The sequence below is a fragment of the Micromonospora sp. CA-244673 genome (assembly GCF_050948395.1).
In the GTDB taxonomy this organism is placed as follows: Bacteria; Actinomycetota; Actinomycetes; order Mycobacteriales; family Micromonosporaceae; genus Micromonospora.
Map to the genome: position 1 here is coordinate 6,985,851 of NZ_CP192019.1, position 20,358 is coordinate 7,006,208.

15 protein-coding genes and 3 rRNA genes are annotated in these 20,358 nt (G+C 68.7%); 4 read left to right on the plus strand and 14 right to left on the minus strand.

The features are described 5' to 3' along the window. Positions 1 to 60: 60 nt before the first annotated feature. From ACQP12_RS32190 to nudC, 3 genes are all read right to left on the minus strand, one after another. Positions 61 to 1,632, minus strand: a complete 1,572-nt coding sequence (locus tag ACQP12_RS32190) for a DUF6114 domain-containing protein (RefSeq protein WP_433283788.1) — start codon at positions 1,630 to 1,632, stop codon at positions 61 to 63. An 80-nt stretch (positions 1,633 to 1,712) separates the two neighbouring features. Further along, positions 1,713 to 2,264, minus strand: a complete 552-nt coding sequence (locus ACQP12_RS32195; protein ID WP_357942017.1) for a DUF6230 family protein — start codon at positions 2,262 to 2,264, stop codon at positions 1,713 to 1,715. A 452-nt stretch (positions 2,265 to 2,716) separates the two neighbouring features. Further along, positions 2,717 to 3,640: an NAD(+) diphosphatase gene (gene nudC / locus ACQP12_RS32200; RefSeq protein ID WP_433283790.1), complete on the minus strand. Its 924-nt coding sequence runs from the start codon at positions 3,638 to 3,640 to the stop codon at positions 2,717 to 2,719. Positions 3,641 to 3,833: 193 nt separating this feature from the next. Between nudC and ACQP12_RS32205 the strand changes: the two genes are divergently transcribed. After that, positions 3,834 to 5,648, plus strand: a complete 1,815-nt coding sequence (locus ACQP12_RS32205) for a VanW family protein (protein ID WP_433283792.1) — start codon at positions 3,834 to 3,836, stop codon at positions 5,646 to 5,648. Between the two features lie 76 nt (positions 5,649 to 5,724). Here ACQP12_RS32205 and ACQP12_RS32210 read toward each other — a convergent pair whose 3' ends face one another. The 7 genes from ACQP12_RS32210 to ACQP12_RS32240 form a co-directional block, all read right to left on the minus strand. Beyond that, entirely contained in the window at positions 5,725 to 6,351 is a 627-nt protein-coding gene (locus ACQP12_RS32210; protein ID WP_433283794.1) for an NADPH-dependent F420 reductase, read from the minus strand. 249 nt (positions 6,352 to 6,600) lie between these two features. Continuing rightward, positions 6,601 to 6,717, minus strand: a 5S ribosomal RNA gene (gene rrf, locus ACQP12_RS32215). 75 nt (positions 6,718 to 6,792) lie between these two features. Then, positions 6,793 to 9,901 (minus strand): 23S ribosomal RNA (locus ACQP12_RS32220). Positions 9,902 to 10,276: 375 nt separating this feature from the next. Continuing rightward, positions 10,277 to 11,791 (minus strand): 16S ribosomal RNA (locus ACQP12_RS32225). The 16S, 23S and 5S rRNA genes sit together here, the layout of an rRNA operon. 812 nt (positions 11,792 to 12,603) lie before the next feature. After that, the gene (locus ACQP12_RS32230; RefSeq protein WP_433283796.1) at positions 12,604 to 12,858 is read right to left on the minus strand and encodes an SCO4848 family membrane protein; all 255 of its coding nucleotides are present in this window, start codon (positions 12,856 to 12,858) and stop codon (positions 12,604 to 12,606) included. Positions 12,859 to 12,898: 40 nt separating this feature from the next. Further along, positions 12,899 to 13,459 (minus strand): alpha-ketoglutarate-dependent dioxygenase AlkB, encoded by a 561-nt coding sequence (locus ACQP12_RS32235; protein WP_433289554.1) that lies wholly within the window; start codon positions 13,457 to 13,459, stop codon positions 12,899 to 12,901. 70 nt (positions 13,460 to 13,529) lie between these two features. Then, on the minus strand, positions 13,530 to 13,997 hold the full coding sequence (locus tag ACQP12_RS32240) for a hypothetical protein (RefSeq protein WP_433283798.1): 468 nt from the start codon (positions 13,995 to 13,997) through the stop codon (positions 13,530 to 13,532). A gap of 339 nt (positions 13,998 to 14,336) precedes the next feature. Between ACQP12_RS32240 and ACQP12_RS32245 the strand changes: the two genes are divergently transcribed. From ACQP12_RS32245 to argS, 3 genes are all read left to right on the plus strand, one after another. After that, entirely contained in the window at positions 14,337 to 14,504 is a 168-nt protein-coding gene (locus tag ACQP12_RS32245) for a hypothetical protein (protein ID WP_167364291.1), read from the plus strand. A gap of 89 nt (positions 14,505 to 14,593) precedes the next feature. Then, a complete protein-coding gene (trpS, locus tag ACQP12_RS32250; protein WP_357944551.1) occupies positions 14,594 to 15,652 on the plus strand; it encodes a tryptophan--tRNA ligase in 1,059 nt (352 codons plus the stop codon). A gap of 282 nt (positions 15,653 to 15,934) precedes the next feature. After that, positions 15,935 to 17,653 carry an arginine--tRNA ligase gene (gene argS / locus ACQP12_RS32255; protein WP_433283801.1) on the plus strand — a complete coding sequence of 573 codons (1,719 nt, stop codon included), beginning with the start codon at positions 15,935 to 15,937 and terminating at the stop codon, positions 17,651 to 17,653. 24 nt (positions 17,654 to 17,677) lie between these two features. Here the strand turns inward: argS and ACQP12_RS32260 are convergent, their stop codons facing one another. From ACQP12_RS32260 to ACQP12_RS32275, 4 genes are all read right to left on the minus strand, one after another. Further along, the gene (locus ACQP12_RS32260; RefSeq protein ID WP_433283803.1) at positions 17,678 to 18,118 is read right to left on the minus strand and encodes an SRPBCC family protein; all 441 of its coding nucleotides are present in this window, start codon (positions 18,116 to 18,118) and stop codon (positions 17,678 to 17,680) included. Further along, positions 18,115 to 18,459 (minus strand): ArsR/SmtB family transcription factor, encoded by a 345-nt coding sequence (locus ACQP12_RS32265; protein WP_357944543.1) that lies wholly within the window; start codon positions 18,457 to 18,459, stop codon positions 18,115 to 18,117. Before ACQP12_RS32265 ends, ACQP12_RS32260 begins: the two co-directional genes overlap by 4 nt. A gap of 66 nt (positions 18,460 to 18,525) precedes the next feature. Next, positions 18,526 to 19,335, minus strand: a complete 810-nt coding sequence (locus tag ACQP12_RS32270) for an ABC transporter permease (RefSeq protein WP_433283805.1) — start codon at positions 19,333 to 19,335, stop codon at positions 18,526 to 18,528. After that, positions 19,332 to 20,351, minus strand: a complete 1,020-nt coding sequence (locus tag ACQP12_RS32275; protein WP_433283807.1) for an ATP-binding cassette domain-containing protein — start codon at positions 20,349 to 20,351, stop codon at positions 19,332 to 19,334. The genes ACQP12_RS32270 and ACQP12_RS32275 overlap by 4 nt, the downstream gene beginning before the upstream one ends. Positions 20,352 to 20,358 lie beyond the last annotated feature (7 nt).

Consider the following 20,358-nt stretch of genomic DNA (forward strand, 5'->3'; position numbering starts at 1 on the left):
GCCGGGAGTCGGAGGGGATCCTCCGGCTCCCGGCCGTTTCGCTTGTCTGTCCGGGTCAGGTCAGGTCAGGTCAAGCTTGAGCACCGGCCGGGCGGTGAGCGACTTGGAGTTCTCGTAGGCCAGATCGATCACCGGGTCGGTGAAGCTGATCGGGATCGGCGAGGTGATCGGGAGGCCGTCGGGGAACGGCAGGTCCGGGGTGAGCGTGATCTTGATGCCGAGCAGGTGCCCGACGAAGCGGGTGGCGTAGAAGGCGACGTCGCCCTCGACGGTGAGCCGGTCGGTGACGTACCGCTGGTGCTTGCCCGCCGGACCGCTGGCCAGGAGGGTGAAGTCGTCCGTCACGGCCTTGTCCATGGTGAATTTCAGGCACTTGAGCGTGCCGTCCCGGGTGGGCAGCTCGACGATCCCCTCGAACCGCAGCCCGGTCATGGTCACCTTGGAGCCGGTGAGCTTGGAGGGCGGGTCCGCGACGATCGGCTGGTCCGGGTCGGCGGCCAGCTTCGGCAGCGGCTTGCCCTCCTCGACCGGCTTCGGCTTGGTCGGCGCCGGCTTGTCGCAGTCGGCGTCCGGCTTCGCCGGGGCGGACGGCTTCGTCGTGGCGCTGCCGCTCGGCTTCGGCGTGGCGGTGGCGCTCCCGGTCGGGGCAGCCGCCGGCGCCTCGGCCGCGGCCGGGGCGGACGAGGTGCTCGGGCTGGGCGACGGCTCGGGGTCGTCGCCCCCGGTGAACAGGTTGGTGATGCCGTCGACGATGTCGGTCAGCAGGTTGCCGTCCGAGTCCTTCTTCTCCTCGGCCGGCGGGGTGCTCGGGGTGGCCGACGGCGACGCCGAGGCGGAGGCGGAGGCCGACGCGCTCGGGGCCGGGGCCGTGGCGGTCGGGCAGGCGGACGGCGCGGCGACCGCCGGCTCCTGACCGCGGAGCGCGAACAGGCCGGCCGCGGAGACGGTGGCGACCACGAACAGGATCGCGTACGCCCTGGGGTCCCGGTGGCTGCCGCCCTGCGGCGTGTCCGGTCCGACGGCCGGCAGCACCTGGGTGCTGTCGGTGGCGCCGGGCGGGTCCGCCGGGGCGGCCTCGCGCAGCGGGTTACGCGGCTCGGGCAGGGTGTCGGTCAGGACGCCCGTCGTCTCGTCCTCGCGCTGCCGGGGCAGCAGCTCGTCGACGAGGGCCGGCTCCGGCTCCCCGGTCGCGTCGTCCTCCTCCGCCGGCTCCACCGGCGCGACGGGCTCGGCGGCCGGCTGCTTCTGCGGCACCCAGGCGAAGCCGAGGGCGCTGCCGACCATGCCGAGCAGCAGGCCGATGAAGAAGCCGCCGAGGTTCACCCCGATCATCGAGTAGAGCGCGGTGACCGCGGCGACCACCGCGTAGAACATGCGCTGCGGGGGGCTGAACCAGAGCAGCATGCCGCAGGTGAAGAGGATGACCGGGATCAGCCAGGACAGGAAGCCGGTGGGCCCCATCTGGAAGGTGAGGCCGTGGAGGCTCATCTGGGTGGTGCCGAAGATCTCGAGACCGGCCAGCGCGGTGAAGAGCCCGCCCCAGAACGGCCGCGTCCGCCGCCACCGGCGGAAGTTACGCCACGCCTGGCCGGCCCGACCGGGCTCGGCCTGCTGCGTCTCGGCGGTTGTCACGTACTCCTCCTGGCGGTGCTGACGGCGTGAGACAAGGACGAGGCCCGCGGAGGGCGCCCTCCGCGGGCCTCGACATCAGATCAGAAGCATTCCTTGGCGTCCTTGCCCACGTTGACCTTCAGCTTCAGGCCGTTGAGGGTGAAGACGCCGGCGCTGGTGGACCGCGCCACCTGCTCCAGGTCGGTGATGGTCACCTTGTCCGCACTCTGCCCGAAGGACTTGGGCAGGACGGGCTGCGCCGGGTTCATGTCGCCCGCGTCGCGGCCGATCTTGATCTTCTCGAACGTGGCGTCACCCTCGAGCGAGTCCATGTCGATCAGCAGGTCGGTGGCGGTCGCCGGCTTGCCGTTGCCACCGGCGTTGATGGTCAGCACGATCGGGATGCCCGGAAGGCTGGCGTTGACCGACTGGCAGAGGTCGTAGAGCTTGGCGTCGGCGATCTCGGAGACGGCCACCGGGTGCTGGGTGCCGTCGCTCTCCTTGACCAGGCCGCCGTACTGCTTGAAGCCGTTGCCCTCCAGCTTCGAGGCGCCGACCTTGAAGGTCGAGCCCGAGACGGCGAACGAGGCCGCGATGGCGCCGTTGGCCATGCCCAGCACGATGCCGCCGGCCACGACGGTGGCGGGCACCATCACGGCGGCGAAACGACGCCAGCGGGTGCCGCCACTCAGCTGGCGGTTCTCCGATTCACTCACAAGGTCCTCCTCGACGGGGGTGCGTCACCGGCGCGGGACGCGACGCGGGACGGGGGAAAGCTGCGGGGCGGCGCGGGCCCGTTGTGCCGACGGACTGCGCGGTACGCGGATTGGATGCTCTCGCGAAGCGACAGACCTCACAAGCCCCTTGCTACTGACGGGTAACACAGCCGTGGTATCAAGATCGCCCACGGTTACCATCGGTTAACATCCCGACAGCAAGGGGCTCAGGGCAAAACGGCCCTATTACGACAGGAAGACAGAGACGTTTCACCTGTGGTAGCCATCACGGACCTACGTCACAGTTCGGTAACGGAGAGCTGACAGACCGCTGAGGGTGATGCGCCGCTCACCCGTCCGGCCGGCCCGGCTGACCGTCCGGCGGCCGGTCAGCTCCGGCCGTCCAACCAGGACCCGAGCAGATGGTGGTCGATCGAGTCGATCCGACCCAGCGGGCGCCCCGCCGCCACCCGCTCCCGCAGCTCCGCCCGGGTGAACCAGCGCGCGTCCACCAGCTCCTCGCCGTCGACCCGCACCTCCGTCGAGGCCGCCGTCGCGCGGAAGCCCACCATGAGCCCGGCCGGGAACGGCCAGGCCTGCGAGCCCTGGTACGCCACGTCGACCACCGCCACCCCGGCCTCCTCGGCCAACTCCCGGCGGACCGCGTCCTCCAGGCTCTCGCCGACCTCCACAAAGCCCGCCAGGGTCGACCAGGAGTCCTCCGCCGCGCCCCGGTGCCGGGCCAGCAGGCAGCGCTCCGGCTCACCGGGCGCCTCGACCAGCACGATGACCGCCGGCTCGATCCGGGGGAAGAGCAGCCGGCCGCAACCGGGGCCGGTGCAGGACCGGGTGTGCCCGCCGTCGCCCGCCACCGTGGCCGCCCCGCAGCCGCCGCAGAACCGCTGACCCCGGTGCCAGTGCAGCAACCCCTTCGCGTACGCCTGGACGGCCGCCTCGGCTGGCGCCAGGCCGCCCACCAGCGCCCGGACGTCCACCGCCCCGGCCGCGCCGGCCAGGTCGCACGCCTCGGCCTCACCCCGGCCGGAAACGTCCACGGCGAACACCGCCCGGCCGGCGTCCAGCCCGAGGAACACCGTCTCGTCGGCCGCGGCGACCAGCGCGGCCGCCTCGGCCACGGAGCGGCGCACCGGCACCCGGTCGGCCGAGACCAGGCAGCGGTCCCGCCACAGCGGCAGCAGCGCGCTCTCCGGGTCGGTCAGCCGCGCGGCGACCCACCCCGGGTCGGCGCGCAGCGCGCTCGCCCGGTCCAGCCAGCCACCGCCGTACGCCAGGGTCCGCTCATCCGTCCGCACCCGGCCACCGTCCCACGATCCGGACCGGAGCGGGGCCCGGCCAGGGGTGATGACCGCGACACCCGGGAGCGGCGGACGGCACGGTCCCGACGACCCCCGGGGCGGAGACTCCCGGCCGGCTCGGGCGTTGGTTACCGTAGGTGTCTCCCGTGGGGGAAGCGGTCCCCACGTGGTACTTCCGATCGAGGTTGCTGTGACGCTGTACGGCGAAAAAGTGCCTTCCGCCGACGACCGGCCCACCGTGAAGGTGGCCGCGGTGAGCTGGCCGGACGTCGAGCCGGAACCGGCCGCCGCACCCGCCGCGGGCGGGCCCGGGAAGTCGGGGCGGTCCCGGGGGCGGATGCTGCTCGCCGGCGGGATCGTCGCCGCCGTGCTGGCCGCCGGCACCGGTCTGGGCGCCTACGCGTACGCCGGCGACGTCCCCCGGGGCACCACGGTCCTCGGCGCCGAGCTGGGCGGTCGGAGCCGGGCCGAGGCGGCCCGGGCGCTCCACGCCGAGCTGGCGCGCCGCGCCGCGACGCTGAACGCACCGGTCACCGTCACCGTGGGGGAGAAGAAGGCCGAGCTGAAGCCGGCCGAGATCGGGCTCGCCATCGACGTGGACGCCACCGTGGCGGCCGCGGCCGCCGCCGAGGCGCGCCCGGTGAGCCGCCTCGTCGGCTCCCGCACGGTCGAGCCGGTGGTGACCGTCGACACCGCCCGCCTGGAGACCGCGCTGCGCACGGCGATGGGCGACCAGGGCCGCGAGATGACCATGCCGGCCATCATCTTCACCGGCACCACCCCCAAGCCGGTCTACCCGAAGCCGGCGCTGACCGTCGACGCGGCCGGCGCGGCCCACGTCGTGAAGGCCGGCTGGCTGGCCGGCGAGCCGGTGACCGTGCCGCTGGTCGAGAAGTGGCCGGCGACCAGCCGGGAGGAGGTCGACCGGCTCGTCGCCGAGCTGGCCCGGCCGGCCGTCGCGGCGCCCGTCACGCTCACCACCGACGGCGGCAAGGTCACCATCCCGCCCACCGCCATCGCCCGGGGCCTGCGCTTCGCCGCCGACGACACCGGCAAGCTGACCCCCCGCGTCGACGTCAAGCGGCTGCGGACCGCGCTGGGCGACGGGCTGGCGAAGCTGGAGGTCGCGCCGAAGGACGCCGGGCTGACCATCAGCGGCGGCAAGCCGAAGGTGGTGCCCGGCCGGGCCGGCCGGCAGGTCGACGCCGCGGCGCTCGGCCGGGACCTGCTCGCCGTGCTGCCCAGGGCGGACGGTCGCACGGTGACCGCCGCGCTGAAGCCGGCCGAGCCCGAGCTGACCGAGGCCAAGCTCGCCGAGCTGGGCATCAAGGAGCGGGTCTCCACCTTCACCACCCGGTTCCCCGGCGGTCTCTCCTCGCCGCGCAGCCAGAACATCGTCCAGGCCGCCAAGGACGTGGACGGCACCATCGTGCGGCCGGGGGAGACCTTCTCGCTCAACGGCCACACCGGCGAGCGCGGCTACGACCAGGGCTACAAGGACGCGCCGACCATCGTCGGCGGCAAGCTGGTGCCCGGCGTGGGCGGCGGGGTCTCTCAGTTCACCACGACGCTCTTCAACGCCAGCTACTACGCCGGGCTGCAGGACGTCGAGCACAAGCCGCACTCGTTCTACTTCAGCCGCTACCCCGCGGTCATCGAGTCGACCATCTTCTGGCCGCAGTTGGACTTCAAGTTCCGCAACAACACCCCGCACGGCGTCCTGATCGACACGTCCTACACCTCCAGCACGATCACCGTGTCGATGTGGAGCACCAAGATTTACGACAGCGTCAAGACGGAGTACGGGCCGCGCCGGAACATCACCCAGCCGAAGACCGTCTACCTCGATCCCGGCCCGAGCTGCATCTCCGCCGCGGGAAGCGTCGGCTTCGCCCAGGACGCCTACCGGGTCATCAAGAAGGACGGCAAGGTGGTGAAGCGGGAGAAGTTCAGCTGGCGCTACGACCCCGAGCCGCGCTTCATCTGCGCCAAGCCGCCCGCCTGACGGCCCGCCGAGCGCACGCACGGGAAAGCCCCGCCGGCCACCTGGCCAGCGGGGCTTTTTCCTGTCGTACGCCCGCTCAGGGCCGCGCCGCGGCCAATCCCTGCCGTACGCCGTCCGCGTCGCGGTCGGTGCCGTAGACCGGGGTGCCCGGCTGCTGCCGCCAGCTCTCGTCGAGCGTGCCGGCGTCGACCGGGTCGAACCCCAGCTCGTCCACAAGTTCCATGACCATCCGCTTGGCCTCGGCGTCGTCCCCGGCCACCGGCAACGCGATGCGGTCCGGCATGCCCGCCGGCTTGCCGCCGTCCATCAGGTACGCGGCCTGGATGTTGTTGAAGACCTTCACGACGCGGGCGCCCTTGAGGTGGTCCGCGGTCCAGCGGCTGGAGCTGAGGCTGCGGTCGAGCAGCTCGGGGATGTCGCCGTCCCGCTCGGGGTAGTAGTTGTCCGCGTCGACGACCAGCTTGCCGTCGAAGAGCGCCGCCGGCAGCTCCGGCACGGCCTTGAGCGGGATGGCGATGACGACCAGCTCCGCGCCCTGGACGGCCTCCTCCAGGGTGCCGGCCGTGGCACCGGACTCCGCGGCGAGGTCGGTCAGGCTCTGCGGTCCGCGCGAGTTCGCCACCGTGACGTCGTGGCCCAGGGTGCGCAGCCGCCGGGTGAGGGTGCCTCCGATGTGCCCCGACCCGATGATTCCGATCTTCATGACCACTCCTGCCTCCGCCAGCGCCTGGCGGTCAGTTCCGGCCGAACCATCAGCAGGTACCCCCAGCGGTCCGTCCCGATCATGGACGGCGGGTACACCACGTCACGTTTTCCGCCCGCCTGACGGGGCAGGCGCGGGCGGTTCCCGCACCGACGGTACGAGACGCGGCGGCGTGCTCGGGGCGATTCACCGAAGCGGGCCACAAACGCAGTCAGGGCCACCCCGAAGGGTGGCCCTGACTGGAAGATTGTCCGGCGGTGTCCTACTCTCCCACACCCTCCCGAGTGCAGTACCATCGGCGCTGGAGGGCTTAGCTTCCGGGTTCGGAATGTGACCGGGCGTTTCCCCTCCGCCATGACCGCCGTAACTCTATGAACATGTCAAAACAACCAACAGGTTGTTCGCTCGTTCAGAGTTGCACAGTGGACGCGTAGCAGCTTGGTAGTCAAGTCCTCGGCCTATTAGTACCGGTCAACTGAACCCGTTACCGGGCTTACATTTCCGGCCTATCAACCCAGTCGTCTAGCTGGGGGCCTTACCCCACAAAGTGGGTGGGATACCTCATCTTGAAGCGAGCTTCCCGCTTAGATGCTTTCAGCGGTTATCCCTTCCGAACGTAGCTAACCAGCCGTGCCCCTGGCGGGACAACTGGCACACCAGAGGTTCGTCCGTCCCGGTCCTCTCGTACTAGGGACAGCCCTTCTCAAGTATCCTACGCGCACGGCGGATAGGGACCGAACTGTCTCACGACGTTCTAAACCCAGCTCGCGTACCGCTTTAATGGGCGAACAGCCCAACCCTTGGGACCTGCTACAGCCCCAGGATGCGACGAGCCGACATCGAGGTGCCAAACCATCCCGTCGATATGGACTCTTGGGGAAGATCAGCCTGTTATCCCCGGGGTACCTTTTATCCGTTGAGCGACACCGCTTCCACATGCCAGTGCCGGATCACTAGTCCCGACTTTCGTCCCTGCTCGACCTGTCAGTCTCACAGTCAAGCTCCCTTGTGCACTTGCACTCAACACCTGATTGCCAACCAGGCTGAGGGAACCTTTGGGCGCCTCCGTTACCCTTTAGGAGGCAACCGCCCCAGTTAAACTACCCACCAGACACTGTCCCTGAACCGGATAACGGTCCGAAGTTAGATACCCAAATCAACCAGAGTGGTATTTCAAGATTGCCTCCACCCATACTGGCGTATGGACTTCACCGGCTCCCACCTATCCTACACAAGCTAACTCAAGTACCAATGTCAAGCTATAGTAAAGGTCCCGGGGTCTTTCCGTCCTGCCGCGCGTAACGAGCATCTTTACTCGTAGTGCAATTTCGCCGGGCCTGTGGTTGAGACAGTGGGGAAGTCGTTACGCCATTCGTGCAGGTCGGAACTTACCCGACAAGGAATTTCGCTACCTTAGGATGGTTATAGTTACCACCGCCGTTTACTGGCGCTTAAGTTCTCCGCTTCGCCCCGAAGAGCTAACAGGTCCCCTTAACGTTCCAGCACCGGGCAGGCGTCAGTCCATATACATCGAATTACTTCTTCGCATGGACCTGTGTTTTTAGTAAACAGTCGCTTCCCCCTGCTCTCTGCGGCCATACAACGCTCCACCCGCGCGGGGCTTCACGTCTCCGGCCCCCCTTCTCCCTAAGTTACGGGGGCAATTTGCCGAGTTCCTTAACCACAGTTCGCCCGATCGCCTCGGTATTCTCTACCTGACCACCTGTGTCGGTTTGGGGTACGGGCCGCTAAGAACTCGCTAGAGGCTTTTCTCGGCAGCATAGGATCACTGACTTCACCTGAATCGGCTCGGCATCACGTCTCAGCCTTCATGCGCCGCGGATTTGCCTACGGCACGGCCTACACGCTTACCCCGGCACAACCACCGGCCGGGCTCAGCTACCTTCCTGCGTCACCCCATCGCTTGACTACTACCCGCCAGGTTCCCACGCTCGCCTCGTTCGGTCCGAAGACCTCCCGAGGTTCGGGTGGTTAGCACAACGAGGTTCGTCAGGGTCGCTCTTTCGCGGGTACGGGAATATCAACCCGTTGTCCATCGACTACGCCTCTCGGCCTCGCCTTAGGTCCCGACTCACCCAGGGCGGATTAGCCTGGCCCTGGAACCCTTGGTCATCCGGCGGAAGGGTTTCTCACCCTTCTTTCGCTACTCATGCCTGCATTCTCACTCGTGCCGCGTCCACAACTAGGTCACCCCGTTGCTTCACTCGCGGCACGACGCTCCCCTACCCATCCACACACCTGCACAAGGAATCAAGTCCAAGCGAGGTTAAAATGTGAATGCCACAGCTTCGGCGGTGTGCTTGAGCCCCGCTACATTGTCGGCGCGGAACCACTTGACCAGTGAGCTATTACGCACTCTTTAAAGGGTGGCTGCTTCTAAGCCAACCTCCTGGTTGTCTATGCGACCCCACATCCTTTTCCACTTAGCACACGCTTAGGGGCCTTAGCTGGTGATCTGGGCTGTTTCCCTCTCGACTACGAAGCTTATCCCCCGCAGTCTCACTGCCGCGCTCTCACTTACCGGCATTCGGAGTTTGGCTGATTTCGGTAAGCTTGTGGGCCCCCTAGACCATCCAGTGCTCTACCTCCGGCAAGAAACACGCGACGCTGCACCTAAATGCATTTCGGGGAGAACCAGCTATCACGGAGTTTGATTGGCCTTTCACCCCTAACCACAGGTCATCCCCCAACTTTTCAACGTTGGTGGGTTCGGCCCTCCACGCGGTCTTACCCGCGCTTCAGCCTGCCCATGGCTAGATCACTCCGCTTCGGGTCTAGAGCATGCGACTGAATACGCCCTATTCAGACTCGCTTTCGCTACGGCTCCCCCACACGGGTTAACCTCGCCACATGCCACTAACTCGCAGGCTCATTCTTCAAAAGGCACGCCGTCACCCCGCAAGGCTCCGACGGATTGTAGGCGAACGGTTTCAGGTACTATTTCACTCCCCTCCCGGGGTACTTTTCACCATTCCCTCACGGTACTCGTCCGCTATCGGTCACCAGGAAGTATTTAGGCTTACCAGGTGGTCCTGGCAGATTCACGGCAGATTTCAGGGGTCCGCCGCTACTCGGGAACACCCACAGAAGGTCAGCAACTTTCACCTACCGGACTATCACCGTCTACGGTCAGCCTTTCCAGACTGTTCGACTAGCCACTGACTTTGTAACTTCTCGAGCGTGTGTCAGCACACTCAGCAGGGTCCCACAACCCCGACCACGCAACCCCTGACAGGTATCACACGCAGCCGGTTTAGCCTCAATCCGCTTTCGCTCGCCACTACTCACGGAATCACTTGTTGTTTTCTCTTCCTACGGGTACTGAGATGTTTCACTTCCCCGCGTTCCCTCCACACACCCTATGTGTTCAGGTGTGGGTGACACCACATGACTGGTGCCGGGTTTCCCCATTCGGACACCCTGGGATCACAGCTTGGTTGACAGCTCCCCCAGGCCTATCGCGGCCTCCCACGTCCTTCATCGGCTCCTGGTGCCAAGGCATCCACCGTTCGCCCTTGACAACTTGACCACAAAGATGCTCGCGTCCACTGTGCAATTCTCAACAAACGACCAACCCACAACCCGACACGCCCCACACCAAACCCGACATCCGCCGGCGGTATGCGAGGCCAGGCCATGCCTGGCGCCTCGACGAGCTCACGCCCGCCTCCAAGGCTCTGAAAGACAACCAGTGGTTGTTCCTTCAGGACCCAACAGGGTGCTCTCCATCCTCCCCAGCCGCACCAGGACTTCGTTCCACACCACCCGCGAAGGTGGCCGTACTAGAAGGAACCCGGCCGTTGCCAGGGAAAGGACTCGCCAGTGTCTCCGCCATTGAGCACCCCACCACCACATTCGGGCAGTGCGGGCTCCATACCGTCTTTCGACGGATGGTGCTCCTTAGAAAGGAGGTGATCCAGCCGCACCTTCCGGTACGGCTACCTTGTTACGACTTCGTCCCAATCGCCAGCCCCACCTTCGACGGCTCCCTCCACAAGGGTTGGGCCACCGGCTTCGGGTGTTGCCGACTTTCGTGACGTGACGGGCGGTGTGTACAAGGCCCGGGAACGTATTCACCGCAGCGTTGCTGATCTGCGATTACTAGCGACTCCGACTTCACGGGGTCGAGTTGCAGACCCCGATCCGAACTGAGACCGGCTTTTTGGGATTCGCTCCACCTCGCGGTATCGCAGCCCATTGTACCGGCCATTGTAGCATGCGTGAAGCCCTGGACATAAGGGGCATGATGACTTGACGTCATCCCCACCTTCCTCCGAGTTGACCCCGGCAGTCTTCGATGAGTCCCCGCCATAACGCGCTGGCAACATCGAACGAGGGTTGCGCTCGTTGCGGGACTTAACCCAACATCTCACGACACGAGCTGACGACAGCCATGCACCACCTGTGACCGCCCCCGAAGGACCTGCCATCTCTGACAGTTTTGCGGCCATGTCAAACCCAGGTAAGGTTCTTCGCGTTGCATCGAATTAATCCGCATGCTCCGCCGCTTGTGCGGGCCCCCGTCAATTCCTTTGAGTTTTAGCCTTGCGGCCGTACTCCCCAGGCGGGGCGCTTAATGCGTTAGCTGCGGCACAGGGAACCGGAGAGGCCCCCCACACCTAGCGCCCAACGTTTACAGCGTGGACTACCAGGGTATCTAATCCTGTTCGCTCCCCACGCTTTCGCTCCTCAGCGTCAGTATCGGCCCAGAGACCCGCCTTCGCCACCGGTGTTCCTCCTGATATCTGCGCATTTCACCGCTACACCAGGAATTCCAGTCTCCCCTACCGAACTCTAGCCTGCCCGTATCGACTGCAGGCCCGCAGTTGAGCTGCGGGTTTTCACAGTCGACGCGACAAGCCGCCTACGAGCTCTTTACGCCCAATAAATCCGGACAACGCTCGCGCCCTACGTCTTACCGCGGCTGCTGGCACGTAGTTGGCCGGCGCTTCTTCTGCAGGTACCGTCACTTACGCTTCGTCCCTGCTGAAAGAGGTTTACAACCCGAAGGCCGTCATCCCTCACGCGGCGTCGCTGCATCAGGCTTCCGCCCATTGTGCAATATTCCCCACTGCTGCCTCCCGTAGGAGTCTGGGCCGTGTCTCAGTCCCAGTGTGGCCGGTCGCCCTCTCAGGCCGGCTACCCGTCGTCGCCTTGGTAGGCCATCACCCCACCAACAAGCTGATAGGCCGCGAGCCCATCCCAGGCCGAAAAACTTTCCACCAAACCTCATGCGAGGAAAGGTCATATTCGGTATTAGCCCCGGTTTCCCGGGGTTATCCCAAAGCCTAGGGCAGGTTGCTCACGTGTTACTCACCCGTTCGCCGCTCGAGTACCCCGAAGGGCCTTTCCGCTCGACTTGCATGTGTTAAGCACGCCGCCAGCGTTCGTCCTGAGCCAGGATCAAACTCTCCAACAAAAATCTTTGTTGAACAATCATCCTGACAACAAAAGTGTTGCCAAAGGAATCCCAACCAGCAAACCCTCCCAAAGAAGAGCTGCCAGTCCGGGGTATAAATCAATTTGGCACTGGCTTATCAAGCACCCTGTTGAGTTCTCAAAGAACAACCACACACCGTCCAGAAACCCCACACCGTGGAGCCCCCGTCCGGGGCATTTCGTTGCACCACACCCGCCGCTCTCGCGCCGGGCACTTTTACTACGTTACCTCACCGTCTCTGCCGTGTCAAACCGTGTGTCCCGGTCTGTCACGCTTCGTACGGGTCGGCGCCGTTGAACACGCGCAGCGGCGGACCGCTGTGCTTGGTCATCGGATTTGGCAGGCCGGCCGCTTGCGGTTTCCCGCCAGCTCGCCCGGTGCCCTGCCGGTCGTCAACCTTACCCGGTCGGTTCCGCTGCGCCAAATCCGCCCTGCGGCGTTTTCGGCGAGCCCCACCCGGGTCCAGCTCCGTGGAGGTAGAACCTCGTCGGCGCCGGCGCCAGTCCCGGTTCCGGGCCCCAGGACCTTCGTCCCGTTTGCCCCGTTCCGCGCTGGCAGAGAGAAAGTTACGCGGATTCGGGTTTGATCGTCAAATCCAGGGGTAGCGTCCCGCGTCACATCATCACCGCAGGGCTATCTTCCCTGCTCAACGACGCCGCGGCGAAGGTTCCCCCGCTCCCGGCCAGGGCCGGGCGGCCCGCGTACCGGGGACACAGCGCTCCTGGGCGCCGCTCCATTCCCGAGCAGCCGCGGACATCCCGCCCTGGACCGGCGGCGTCGGGAGGCGACGCTCAGGCGGTCGGCCGGCGGCGGGCCGCGAGCCAGCCCCGGATGCCGAGCACTCCGACGGTCGTACCGATGACCAGCGACGCCGCGATGAGCAGCGCGTGCACCCAGAGGAAGCTGGTCGGGCTGCCCTCGCCGACCGCGCCGGCCGACCACGCCCGCGGGTCGTTCCAGATGGCGACCGCGAACCGCGGCCAGATCACCCAGGTCCAGACCCCGACCCCGACCAGGAACAGCGACCAGCCGCGCGACAGCACCATGGCTGGCCAGTATGCCAGCGGCAGGTCGCCGCAGGTCGGGTCAGGAGCCCGAGGACCGGAGCATGCGGAAGGTCAGCGAGTACCGCAGCGCCGGCACCGGCGGGATGCTGTGCTGCCACGCGGTCCGGGCCGCCCCGGTGAGCGCGTACCCGGAGCGGGGCCCGAGCTCCAGCTCGTACACCCGGCGGTTCTCTCCGGTGCCGCGCTGAAACCGCAGCAGGCACGCGGAGCCCAGCGAGAGGCCGACGACGGTCGGCCCGAAGGCGGGTGCGTCGCGGTGCCAGCCGATGACGGAGCCCGGTGGATAGCGGGTGACGAGCGTCTGGGCGAGCGCCTCGGGCTCGACCCCGGCGAGCGCCGCGCACCGCTCGCGCACCCAGCGCAGCGCCACCGGCAGCGCCTCGGTGGCCGTGAGCTGGAAGGAGCCGTAGTCGTAGTCGTAGCCGAAGTGCCGGACGGTGCGCCGCGCGATCTGCCCGTGCATGCGGACCTCGCGGAAGTCGAGCGCGTCGAGGGTGGCGACCAGGGAACGCTCCTCGTCGTCGTCGACCAGGTCCGGCTGGTAGGTGAGCCCCACCGGCCGCTCGTGGATTCCCCGCATCCTGCCCACCCGGCGACCGTAACGGCGGGCCGGCCCACGCGCCGCGCGAATCCGGCCCACCGCTCGATGGTCAGAAGCAGGTGACCGCCCCGCCGATCGCCGGGTTCGCCCGGTCGTGGCGGTGGACGACACCCGCCGGGTCGGTCATCGAGCCGCCCCAGATCGCGCAGCCGGTGCCGACATAGAGGTGGACCGGGCCGGCGGCGTAGAGGCGGTTGCCCTCGTCCGCCCGGTGGGTCGTCCACTCCGGGTCCAGGTAGACGCTGGTCCCGGTGAGCGTGCCGACGTACGCGGACTTCAGGGTGACCGTGCAGCCGTACCCCGTGAGGGGATTGCGGAGGAGGTGGACGGTGCCGAGCCGCGCGCCGGTGGCGGCGTCGTGGATCGGGTCCTGGTCCACGGCGGTGAAGCCGAGCCCGCAGAGCGCCTGCGGGGTGTACGGGTTGACCACGGCGGCCCCCGCGCCGGTGCCCGCCACCGCCACCAGCACGGCCGCCCCGGCCGCCACCATCCCGATTCGTCCAATGGCTCGCTGCATGTGAATTCCCTTTCCTGATGCCGATCGGATGCGGGATCAGAATGGTGTGGACGGCGGCCCCACCGAATGTGCGCGCTGGACACTCCGGTCCGCGCTCCGGTGTGCCGGACGACCGCGACACCGCCTCCCACCTGCGCGGGAGTGGTCCGGTCGATGGGTGGAAGTCGATTATGAGGTATCTCGCAGAACCGATCCCACGTGAATTCGGAATTGCATTCGTGTTTCCCCCGATTCGCCGACCGGGAACTGTCGGCGACTACTACGCCCAGAGCTACCGGCGGGACTGAGCAGGCCGTTCCGGTCTGCGCGGTGGGCCGGGGACCGGCTACCGTGTCAGGCATGGTCCGGCCGAGCACCTGCGCCCCGGAGACCCTCGACGGTCTCCCGGCGGCTGCCGCTCCGGTTCTCCCGGCCCGCGTCGACGACGGTCGGGAGCAGATCCTCGACGTCCTCCGTGCCGGTGGGCTGCGGTTCCGCGCCGGCGGGCGATGGCGGCGCTCGCACTGACGAGCCAACCCCACTGATCCGGGCACACCCCGGGTCTCTTCCGCGCGCCCGCGCGTCCTTCACCGCACAGCCACGAGAGGCGTACGACCATGTCCTCAGCACGGATGCTCACCGGTGACCGCCCGACCGGGCGGCTGCACCTGGGCCACTACGTCGGCAGCATCGCCAACCGGGTGAAGCTGCACCAGCGCTACGAGAGCTTCTTCATCATCGCCGACCTGCACATGCTCACCACGCGGAACAGCCGCGAGGACATCGAGCAGGTCTCCCGCAACGCCCGCGAGATGGTCACCGACATCCTCGCCGCCGGTGTCGAGCCGGACCGGGCCACCTTCTACCTCCAGTCGGCGATCCCCGAGGTCGGCGACCTGAACACCCTGTTCCAGAACCTGATCACCGTGCCCCGGCTGGAACGGGTCCCGTCGCTCAAGGAGATGAGCCGCGACGCCGGCAAGGAGGAGATGCCGTACGGGCTGCTCGGGTATCCGGTCCTCCAGGCCGCCGACATCCTCTGCGTGAAGGGGCAGGTCGTGCCAGTGGGCAAGGACAACGCCGCGCACGTGGAGGTGACCCGGGAGATCGCAAGGCGCTTCAACCACCTCTACGGCGAGGTCTTCCCCGTACCCGAAATGATCATGTCGGAGACGCCCAACCTGGTCGGCACCGACGGCGCCGGGAAGATGAGCAAGAGCAAGGGGAACGCCATCGCGCTCTCCGACGACCCGGCCACGGTGCGGCGCAAGGTGCTGGGCATGTACACCGACCCGAACCGGATCCGCGCCGACGTGCCGGGCACGGTCGAGGGGAACCCGGTCTTCGCGTACCTCGACGTGTTCCACCCGGACCGGGCGACCGTCGAGGAATTGAAGACGCGCTACCGGGCCGGCCGGGTCGGTGACGTCGAGGTCAAGGAGGAACTGGCGGGCGCGCTCAACCGGTTCCTCGACCCGGTCCGCGAGCGGCGGGCCCGGTTCGAGGGGCAACCCGGCCTGGTCGACGAGCTGATCGTCGCGGGCACCGAGCGGACCCGCGCCGAGGTGCGCCGCACCCTTGTCGAGGTCCGCCGGGCGATGGGTCTGACCAGCGCGTACACCCAGGTGCGGCGGCGGGCCGAGCGCTACCGCAAGACCGCCGGCACGCCGGCCTGAGTTCCCGGGTACGCCGGCCGGTCGGCCCGGGAACGGCCTTGCGCCGCCCCCGGGCCGACCGGCTAGGCTGCCGGCATGACCAGCTCGCACGCGTACCCGACGGCGTCTTCCGACGTCCTGTTCGGCGCGCTGCGACGCCGGCGGTCCCGCGACCGCCTGCGCTGAGCATTCCTCACTGCGACCGGCGGATCGAGCCGCCGGTCATCGCCGATCGTCCTCGGTCCGCCCGCATCCCCGTCCGGTGATCCGCCTGCGGCGGATCCGAGCGAGATCGGCGTACCCATGGATCTGGAGAAACTGCTGACCGACCGGCTGGCGCCGGCGTTCGCGACGGTGGCCGGCGTGCCGGTCGACCCGGTCGTGCGGCGCTCCCAGCGGGCGGACTTCCAGTCCGACGCGGCGCTGGCGCTGGCCCGGCGGATCGGCCGGCCGCCGCGGGCCGTCGCCACCGAGGTGCTGGAGCGCGCGGAACTGGCCGACCTGTGCAGCGTGGCGGAGGTGTCCGGTCCGGGTTTCCTCAACCTGACCGTCGCCGACGAGGTCCTGGCCGGGCTGGTCTCCGCGCTGGCCACCGACCCGCGGCTCGGGGTGCCGGCGACCACCGCCCCGGAGACCGTGGTGATCGACTACTCGGCGCCCAACGTGGCGAAGGAGATGCACGTCGGGCACCTGCGCTCGACCGTGATCGGCGACGCCGCGGCCCGGCTGCTGGAGTGGTTGGGGCACCGGGTGCTGCGGGCCAACCACCTGGGCGACTGGGGCACCCCCTTCGGCATGCTGATCGAGCACCTGGCCGACCTGGGCGAGACCGAGGCGGCGCGGGAGCTGTCGATGGGCGACCTGGACTCGTTCTACAAGGCGGCCCGGGCCAAGTTCGACGCGGACGAGGCGTTCCGCGAGCGGTCCCGGCTGCGCGTGGTGGCGTTGCAGGGCGGGGACCCGTCGACGCTGCGGCTGTGGCGGCTGCTCGTGGAGCAGTCCGAGCGCTACTTCCTCACCGTCTACGACCTGCTCGACGTCACCCTCACCGAGCGGGACTTCCACGGCGAGAGCAGCTACAACGACCTGCTCGGCCCGGTGGTCGATGAGCTGGACCGGCTCGGGCTGCTGCGGTCCAGCGACGGCGCGGCCTGCGTGTTCCCGCCCGGCTCGGTGGGCCGGGACGGCGAGCCGCTGCCGCTGATCGTGCGCAAGTCCGACGGCGGGTACGGCTATCCGGCGACCGACCTCGCGGCAATCCGGCACCGGACCGGCACGCTGGGCGCGACCCGACTGCTCTATGTGGTCGGGCTGCCGCAGCGGCGGCACTTCGAGATGGTCTACGCCGCCGCCGCGCAGGCCGGTTGGCTGGCCCCGCCCGCCCGGGCCGAGCATGTCGGGTTCGGCTCGATCCTCGGGCCGGACGGGCGGATGCTGCGCAGCCGGGCCGGCGGGTCGGTGAAGCTGGTCGGGCTCCTGGAGGAGGCGGTGGCCCGCGCCACCGCGCTGGCCCGGGAGCGGAACCCGGAGCTGGGCGAGGCGGAGTCGGCCGAGGTGGGCCGGGCGGTCGGCATCGGCGCGATCAAGTACGCCGACCTGTCCAGCGACCGGCAGAAGGACTACGTGCTCGACTGGGAGCGGATGCTGTCCCTGGACGGCAACACCGCGCCCTACCTCCAGTACGCGTACTCCCGGATCCGGTCGATCTTCCGGCGGGCCGGGGTGGCGGCGCGGCCGGAGGCGGGGATCTCGCTGGCCGAGCCGGCCGAGCGGGCGCTCGCCTTCGAGCTGGTCGGCTTCGGCCCGATGGTCGGCGAGGTGGCGGAGAACCTGGAGTTCCACCACCTGACCGGCTATCTGTCCCGGCTCGCCGCCGCCTTCAGCGCCTTCTACGAGCGTTGCCCCGTGCTGCGGGCCGACGAGCCGGTCCGGGAGAGCCGGCTCGTGCTCTGCGACCTGACCGCGCGGGTGCTCCGGCAGGGCCTCCACCTGCTCGGCATCCGCACCCCGGAGCGGCTGTAAGGGCGGGGCGGCGCCCGCGGGCCGTCAGGCCTCCTGCTCCAGCACCGTGAGCATGGAGCGCACCACCGAGGAGCGCCAGCCGCTGCCCATGGTGCGGTGGGCGACCGACTGGAACGGGCTGTCGAGGTCGAACCCGGAGTGCTCCATCAGCATCCGGGTGCCCCGGCCCTCGGGCTCCAGGCGCCAGGTGACGACCGAGTCGAGGCCGCTGCCGCCGCGGTCCACCCAGGTGATCCGGAGCAGCCGTTCCGGCTCGACGGCGAGGACCTCGCAGTGGATGGTGCCGGCGAAGCGCAACGCCGGCATGGGCCTGCCCTGGAAGGTGAACCGGTGGCCGACCACCGGCTTGAAGTCGTTGGGCATCAGCCAGCGGGCCATCAGATCGGGGTCGACCAGGATCCGCCACACCTGCGCCGGCGGATACGGCAGGAACTGGTCGACCTCGATCTTGTCCGGTTCATTCACTCCGGCTCCCCCTCGGTTGCGGACTCCTCGGCCACCAGCGCGGCGAAGTCGCTCATCCGCTCGCGCCAGAACCGTTCGTAGGGGGTGAGCCAGTCGCGCAGGTCCATGAGCGGCTCCGGCTCCAGCCGGTAGAGCCGCTTGCGGCCACTACGGCGCTCGGTCACCAGGCCGGCGTCGCGGAGCACCTTGAGGTGCTCGGAGACGCTGGGCCGGCGCATGTCGAACGAGGCGGCCAGATCCTGCACCGACTGCGGGCCGCCGTCGCGCAGCAGCCGGATGAGGTCGCGGCGGACCGGGCTGGCCAGCGCCGCGAAGACGTCCACTCCCGTGGCGGAGGACACCGCACCCCCTGGAGGTCACCTGGCCCGGAAACCGGTGCGACCCGGCACCGGAACGATAGCCGCCGGTCAGCGGCTCCGGTAGCGAGCGATGGCCAGGCCCGCGAAGACCACGGTCAGCATGATGATCCAGATCAACGCCCGGGTGACGTAGTAGCCGGTGCCGTGGCCGAGCAGCGCCTCGGCGGGCGCGCCCTGGGTGAGGGTGCGGACCGCGTCGACCACCACCGTCACCGGCTGGTGCTCGGTGAACGCCTGGAGCCAGCCCGGCATGCTGGACGTGGGCACGAAGGCGCTGGACGCGAAGCTGATCGGCATCACGATGAACGAGATGCCCTGCGCCGCCTGGACGCTGCCGGCCAGCAGCCCGACCGCCACGAAGACCCAGACGAAGGCGAACCCGAACAGCACCAGGAGGCCCAGCGCGCCGAGCGCGGACGCCCAGCCGGTGTGCACCCGCATCCCCACCGCGAACGCGATCACGATGGTCGGGACGAGCACCGCGACGGTCATGGCGAGGTCCGCCAGCACGCGCCCGGTGAGCACCGCGCTGCGCGGCATGGGCAGCGACCGCAGCCGGTCGAAGAGGCCCCCGACGTGGTCCTCGGCCACCCCGAGCGCGGTGCCGATGGTGGCGAACATGATGCCCACCGTGAGCAGCCCGGGCGCCATGAAGTCGACGTAGCGCATCGTGCCGGTGCCGATCGCGCCGCCGAAGACGTACCGGAAGATCAGCAGGAACGCCACCGACTGCACGATCCGCAGGAACAGCAGCTGGGGCGTACGCCGGTAGATGCGCAGGGCGCGCCCGGTGAGCACACCGACGCTGGGCAGCAGGCGGGCGTTGTTGGCCGGGTGCGGCGCGGTCACGGCGGTCATCGGGCACTCCTCGACACGGTCTCGGGCTCGGGCTCGGTGCCCGCGGAGGACCCGGGCGGCTGCGGCTCGCCGCCACGGGGCTCGGCCGGCCCGGTCAGCGACAGGAACACCTCGTCGAGCGTGGGCCGGCGCAGGCCCACCTCCTCGACGTGCACGCCCAGCTCACCGACCTGCCGCAACGCCTCGCGGAGCCGCTCCGGGCCGGCGTCGACCGCCACCGAGGCCATCAGCGAGCCCTGGTCGACCACCGGCGTCTCGGCGCCGATCCGGGCCAGCGCCCGCACGGCCGGATCGAGATCCGCACGGTCGCGGACGTGGATCTCCACGATGTCGCGGCCGGCCCGGCTCTTGAGCTCCTTGGCCGTGCCGGAGGCGACCACCTGCCCATGGTCGATGATCAGGATGGTGTCGGCGAGGCGGTCCGCCTCCTCCAGGTACTGCGTGGTGAGCAGGACGTCGGTGCCGTCGGTGGTGAGCGTGCGAATGGTGTCCCACAGCTCGATCCGGCTCCGCGGGTCGAGTCCGGTGGTGGGCTCGTCGAGCAGCAGGACCTGCGGACGGCCGACCAGGCTGGCGCCCAGGTCGAGGCGCCGCCGCATGCCGCCGGAGTAGGTGCGGACCAGCCGGTCGCCGGCCTCGCCGAGGCGCAGCCGCTCCAGCATCTCCTCGGCGTTGGCCCGGGCGCTGCGCCGGTCCTGCCCGAACAGCCGGGCGATCAGCTGAAGGTTCTCCCGCCCGGTCAGCGCGGGCTCGACCGTGGCGTGCTGCCCGGCGAGGCCGATCAGCTGGCGGACCCGGGCCGGCTCGGCGGTCACGTCGACGCCACAGACCCGCAGCGTGCCGGCGTCCGGCCGAACGAGCGTGGAGATCATGCGCAGGAAGGTGGTCTTGCCGGCGCCGTTGGGTCCGAGGACCGCGGCGACCTGGCCGGACTCCAGGCGCACGTCGAGCCCGTTGAGGGCGGCGACCTTTCCGAAGGACCTGCTGAGGCCCACGGCCTCGATCATCAGTGGCATCGGCGCT

Excerpts from the sequence above, each read along its gene's own strand:
- ACQP12_RS32235 (WP_433289554.1), bottom strand. The coding sequence starts at position 13,459 with ATGCGGGGAATCCACGAGCGGCCGGTGGGGCTCACCTACCAGCCGGAC.
- ACQP12_RS32245 (WP_167364291.1), top strand. The coding sequence starts at position 14,337 with ATGGTCCGGCCGAGCACCTGCGCCCCGGAGACCCTCGACGGTCTCCCG.
- ACQP12_RS32240 (WP_433283798.1), bottom strand. The coding sequence starts at position 13,997 with ATGCAGCGAGCCATTGGACGAATCGGGATGGTGGCGGCCGGGGCGGCC.
- ACQP12_RS32210 (WP_433283794.1), bottom strand. The coding sequence starts at position 6,351 with ATGAAGATCGGAATCATCGGGTCGGGGCACATCGGAGGCACCCTCACC.
- ACQP12_RS32195 (WP_357942017.1), bottom strand. The coding sequence starts at position 2,264 with ATGGTGCCCGCCACCGTCGTGGCCGGCGGCATCGTGCTGGGCATGGCC.
- ACQP12_RS32230 (WP_433283796.1), bottom strand. The coding sequence starts at position 12,858 with ATGGTGCTGTCGCGCGGCTGGTCGCTGTTCCTGGTCGGGGTCGGGGTC.
- trpS (WP_357944551.1), top strand. The coding sequence starts at position 14,594 with ATGTCCTCAGCACGGATGCTCACCGGTGACCGCCCGACCGGGCGGCTG.
- ACQP12_RS32270 (WP_433283805.1), bottom strand. The coding sequence starts at position 19,335 with ATGACCGCCGTGACCGCGCCGCACCCGGCCAACAACGCCCGCCTGCTG.
- argS (WP_433283801.1), top strand. The coding sequence starts at position 15,935 with ATGGATCTGGAGAAACTGCTGACCGACCGGCTGGCGCCGGCGTTCGCG.
- ACQP12_RS32275 (WP_433283807.1), bottom strand. The coding sequence starts at position 20,351 with ATGCCACTGATGATCGAGGCCGTGGGCCTCAGCAGGTCCTTCGGAAAG.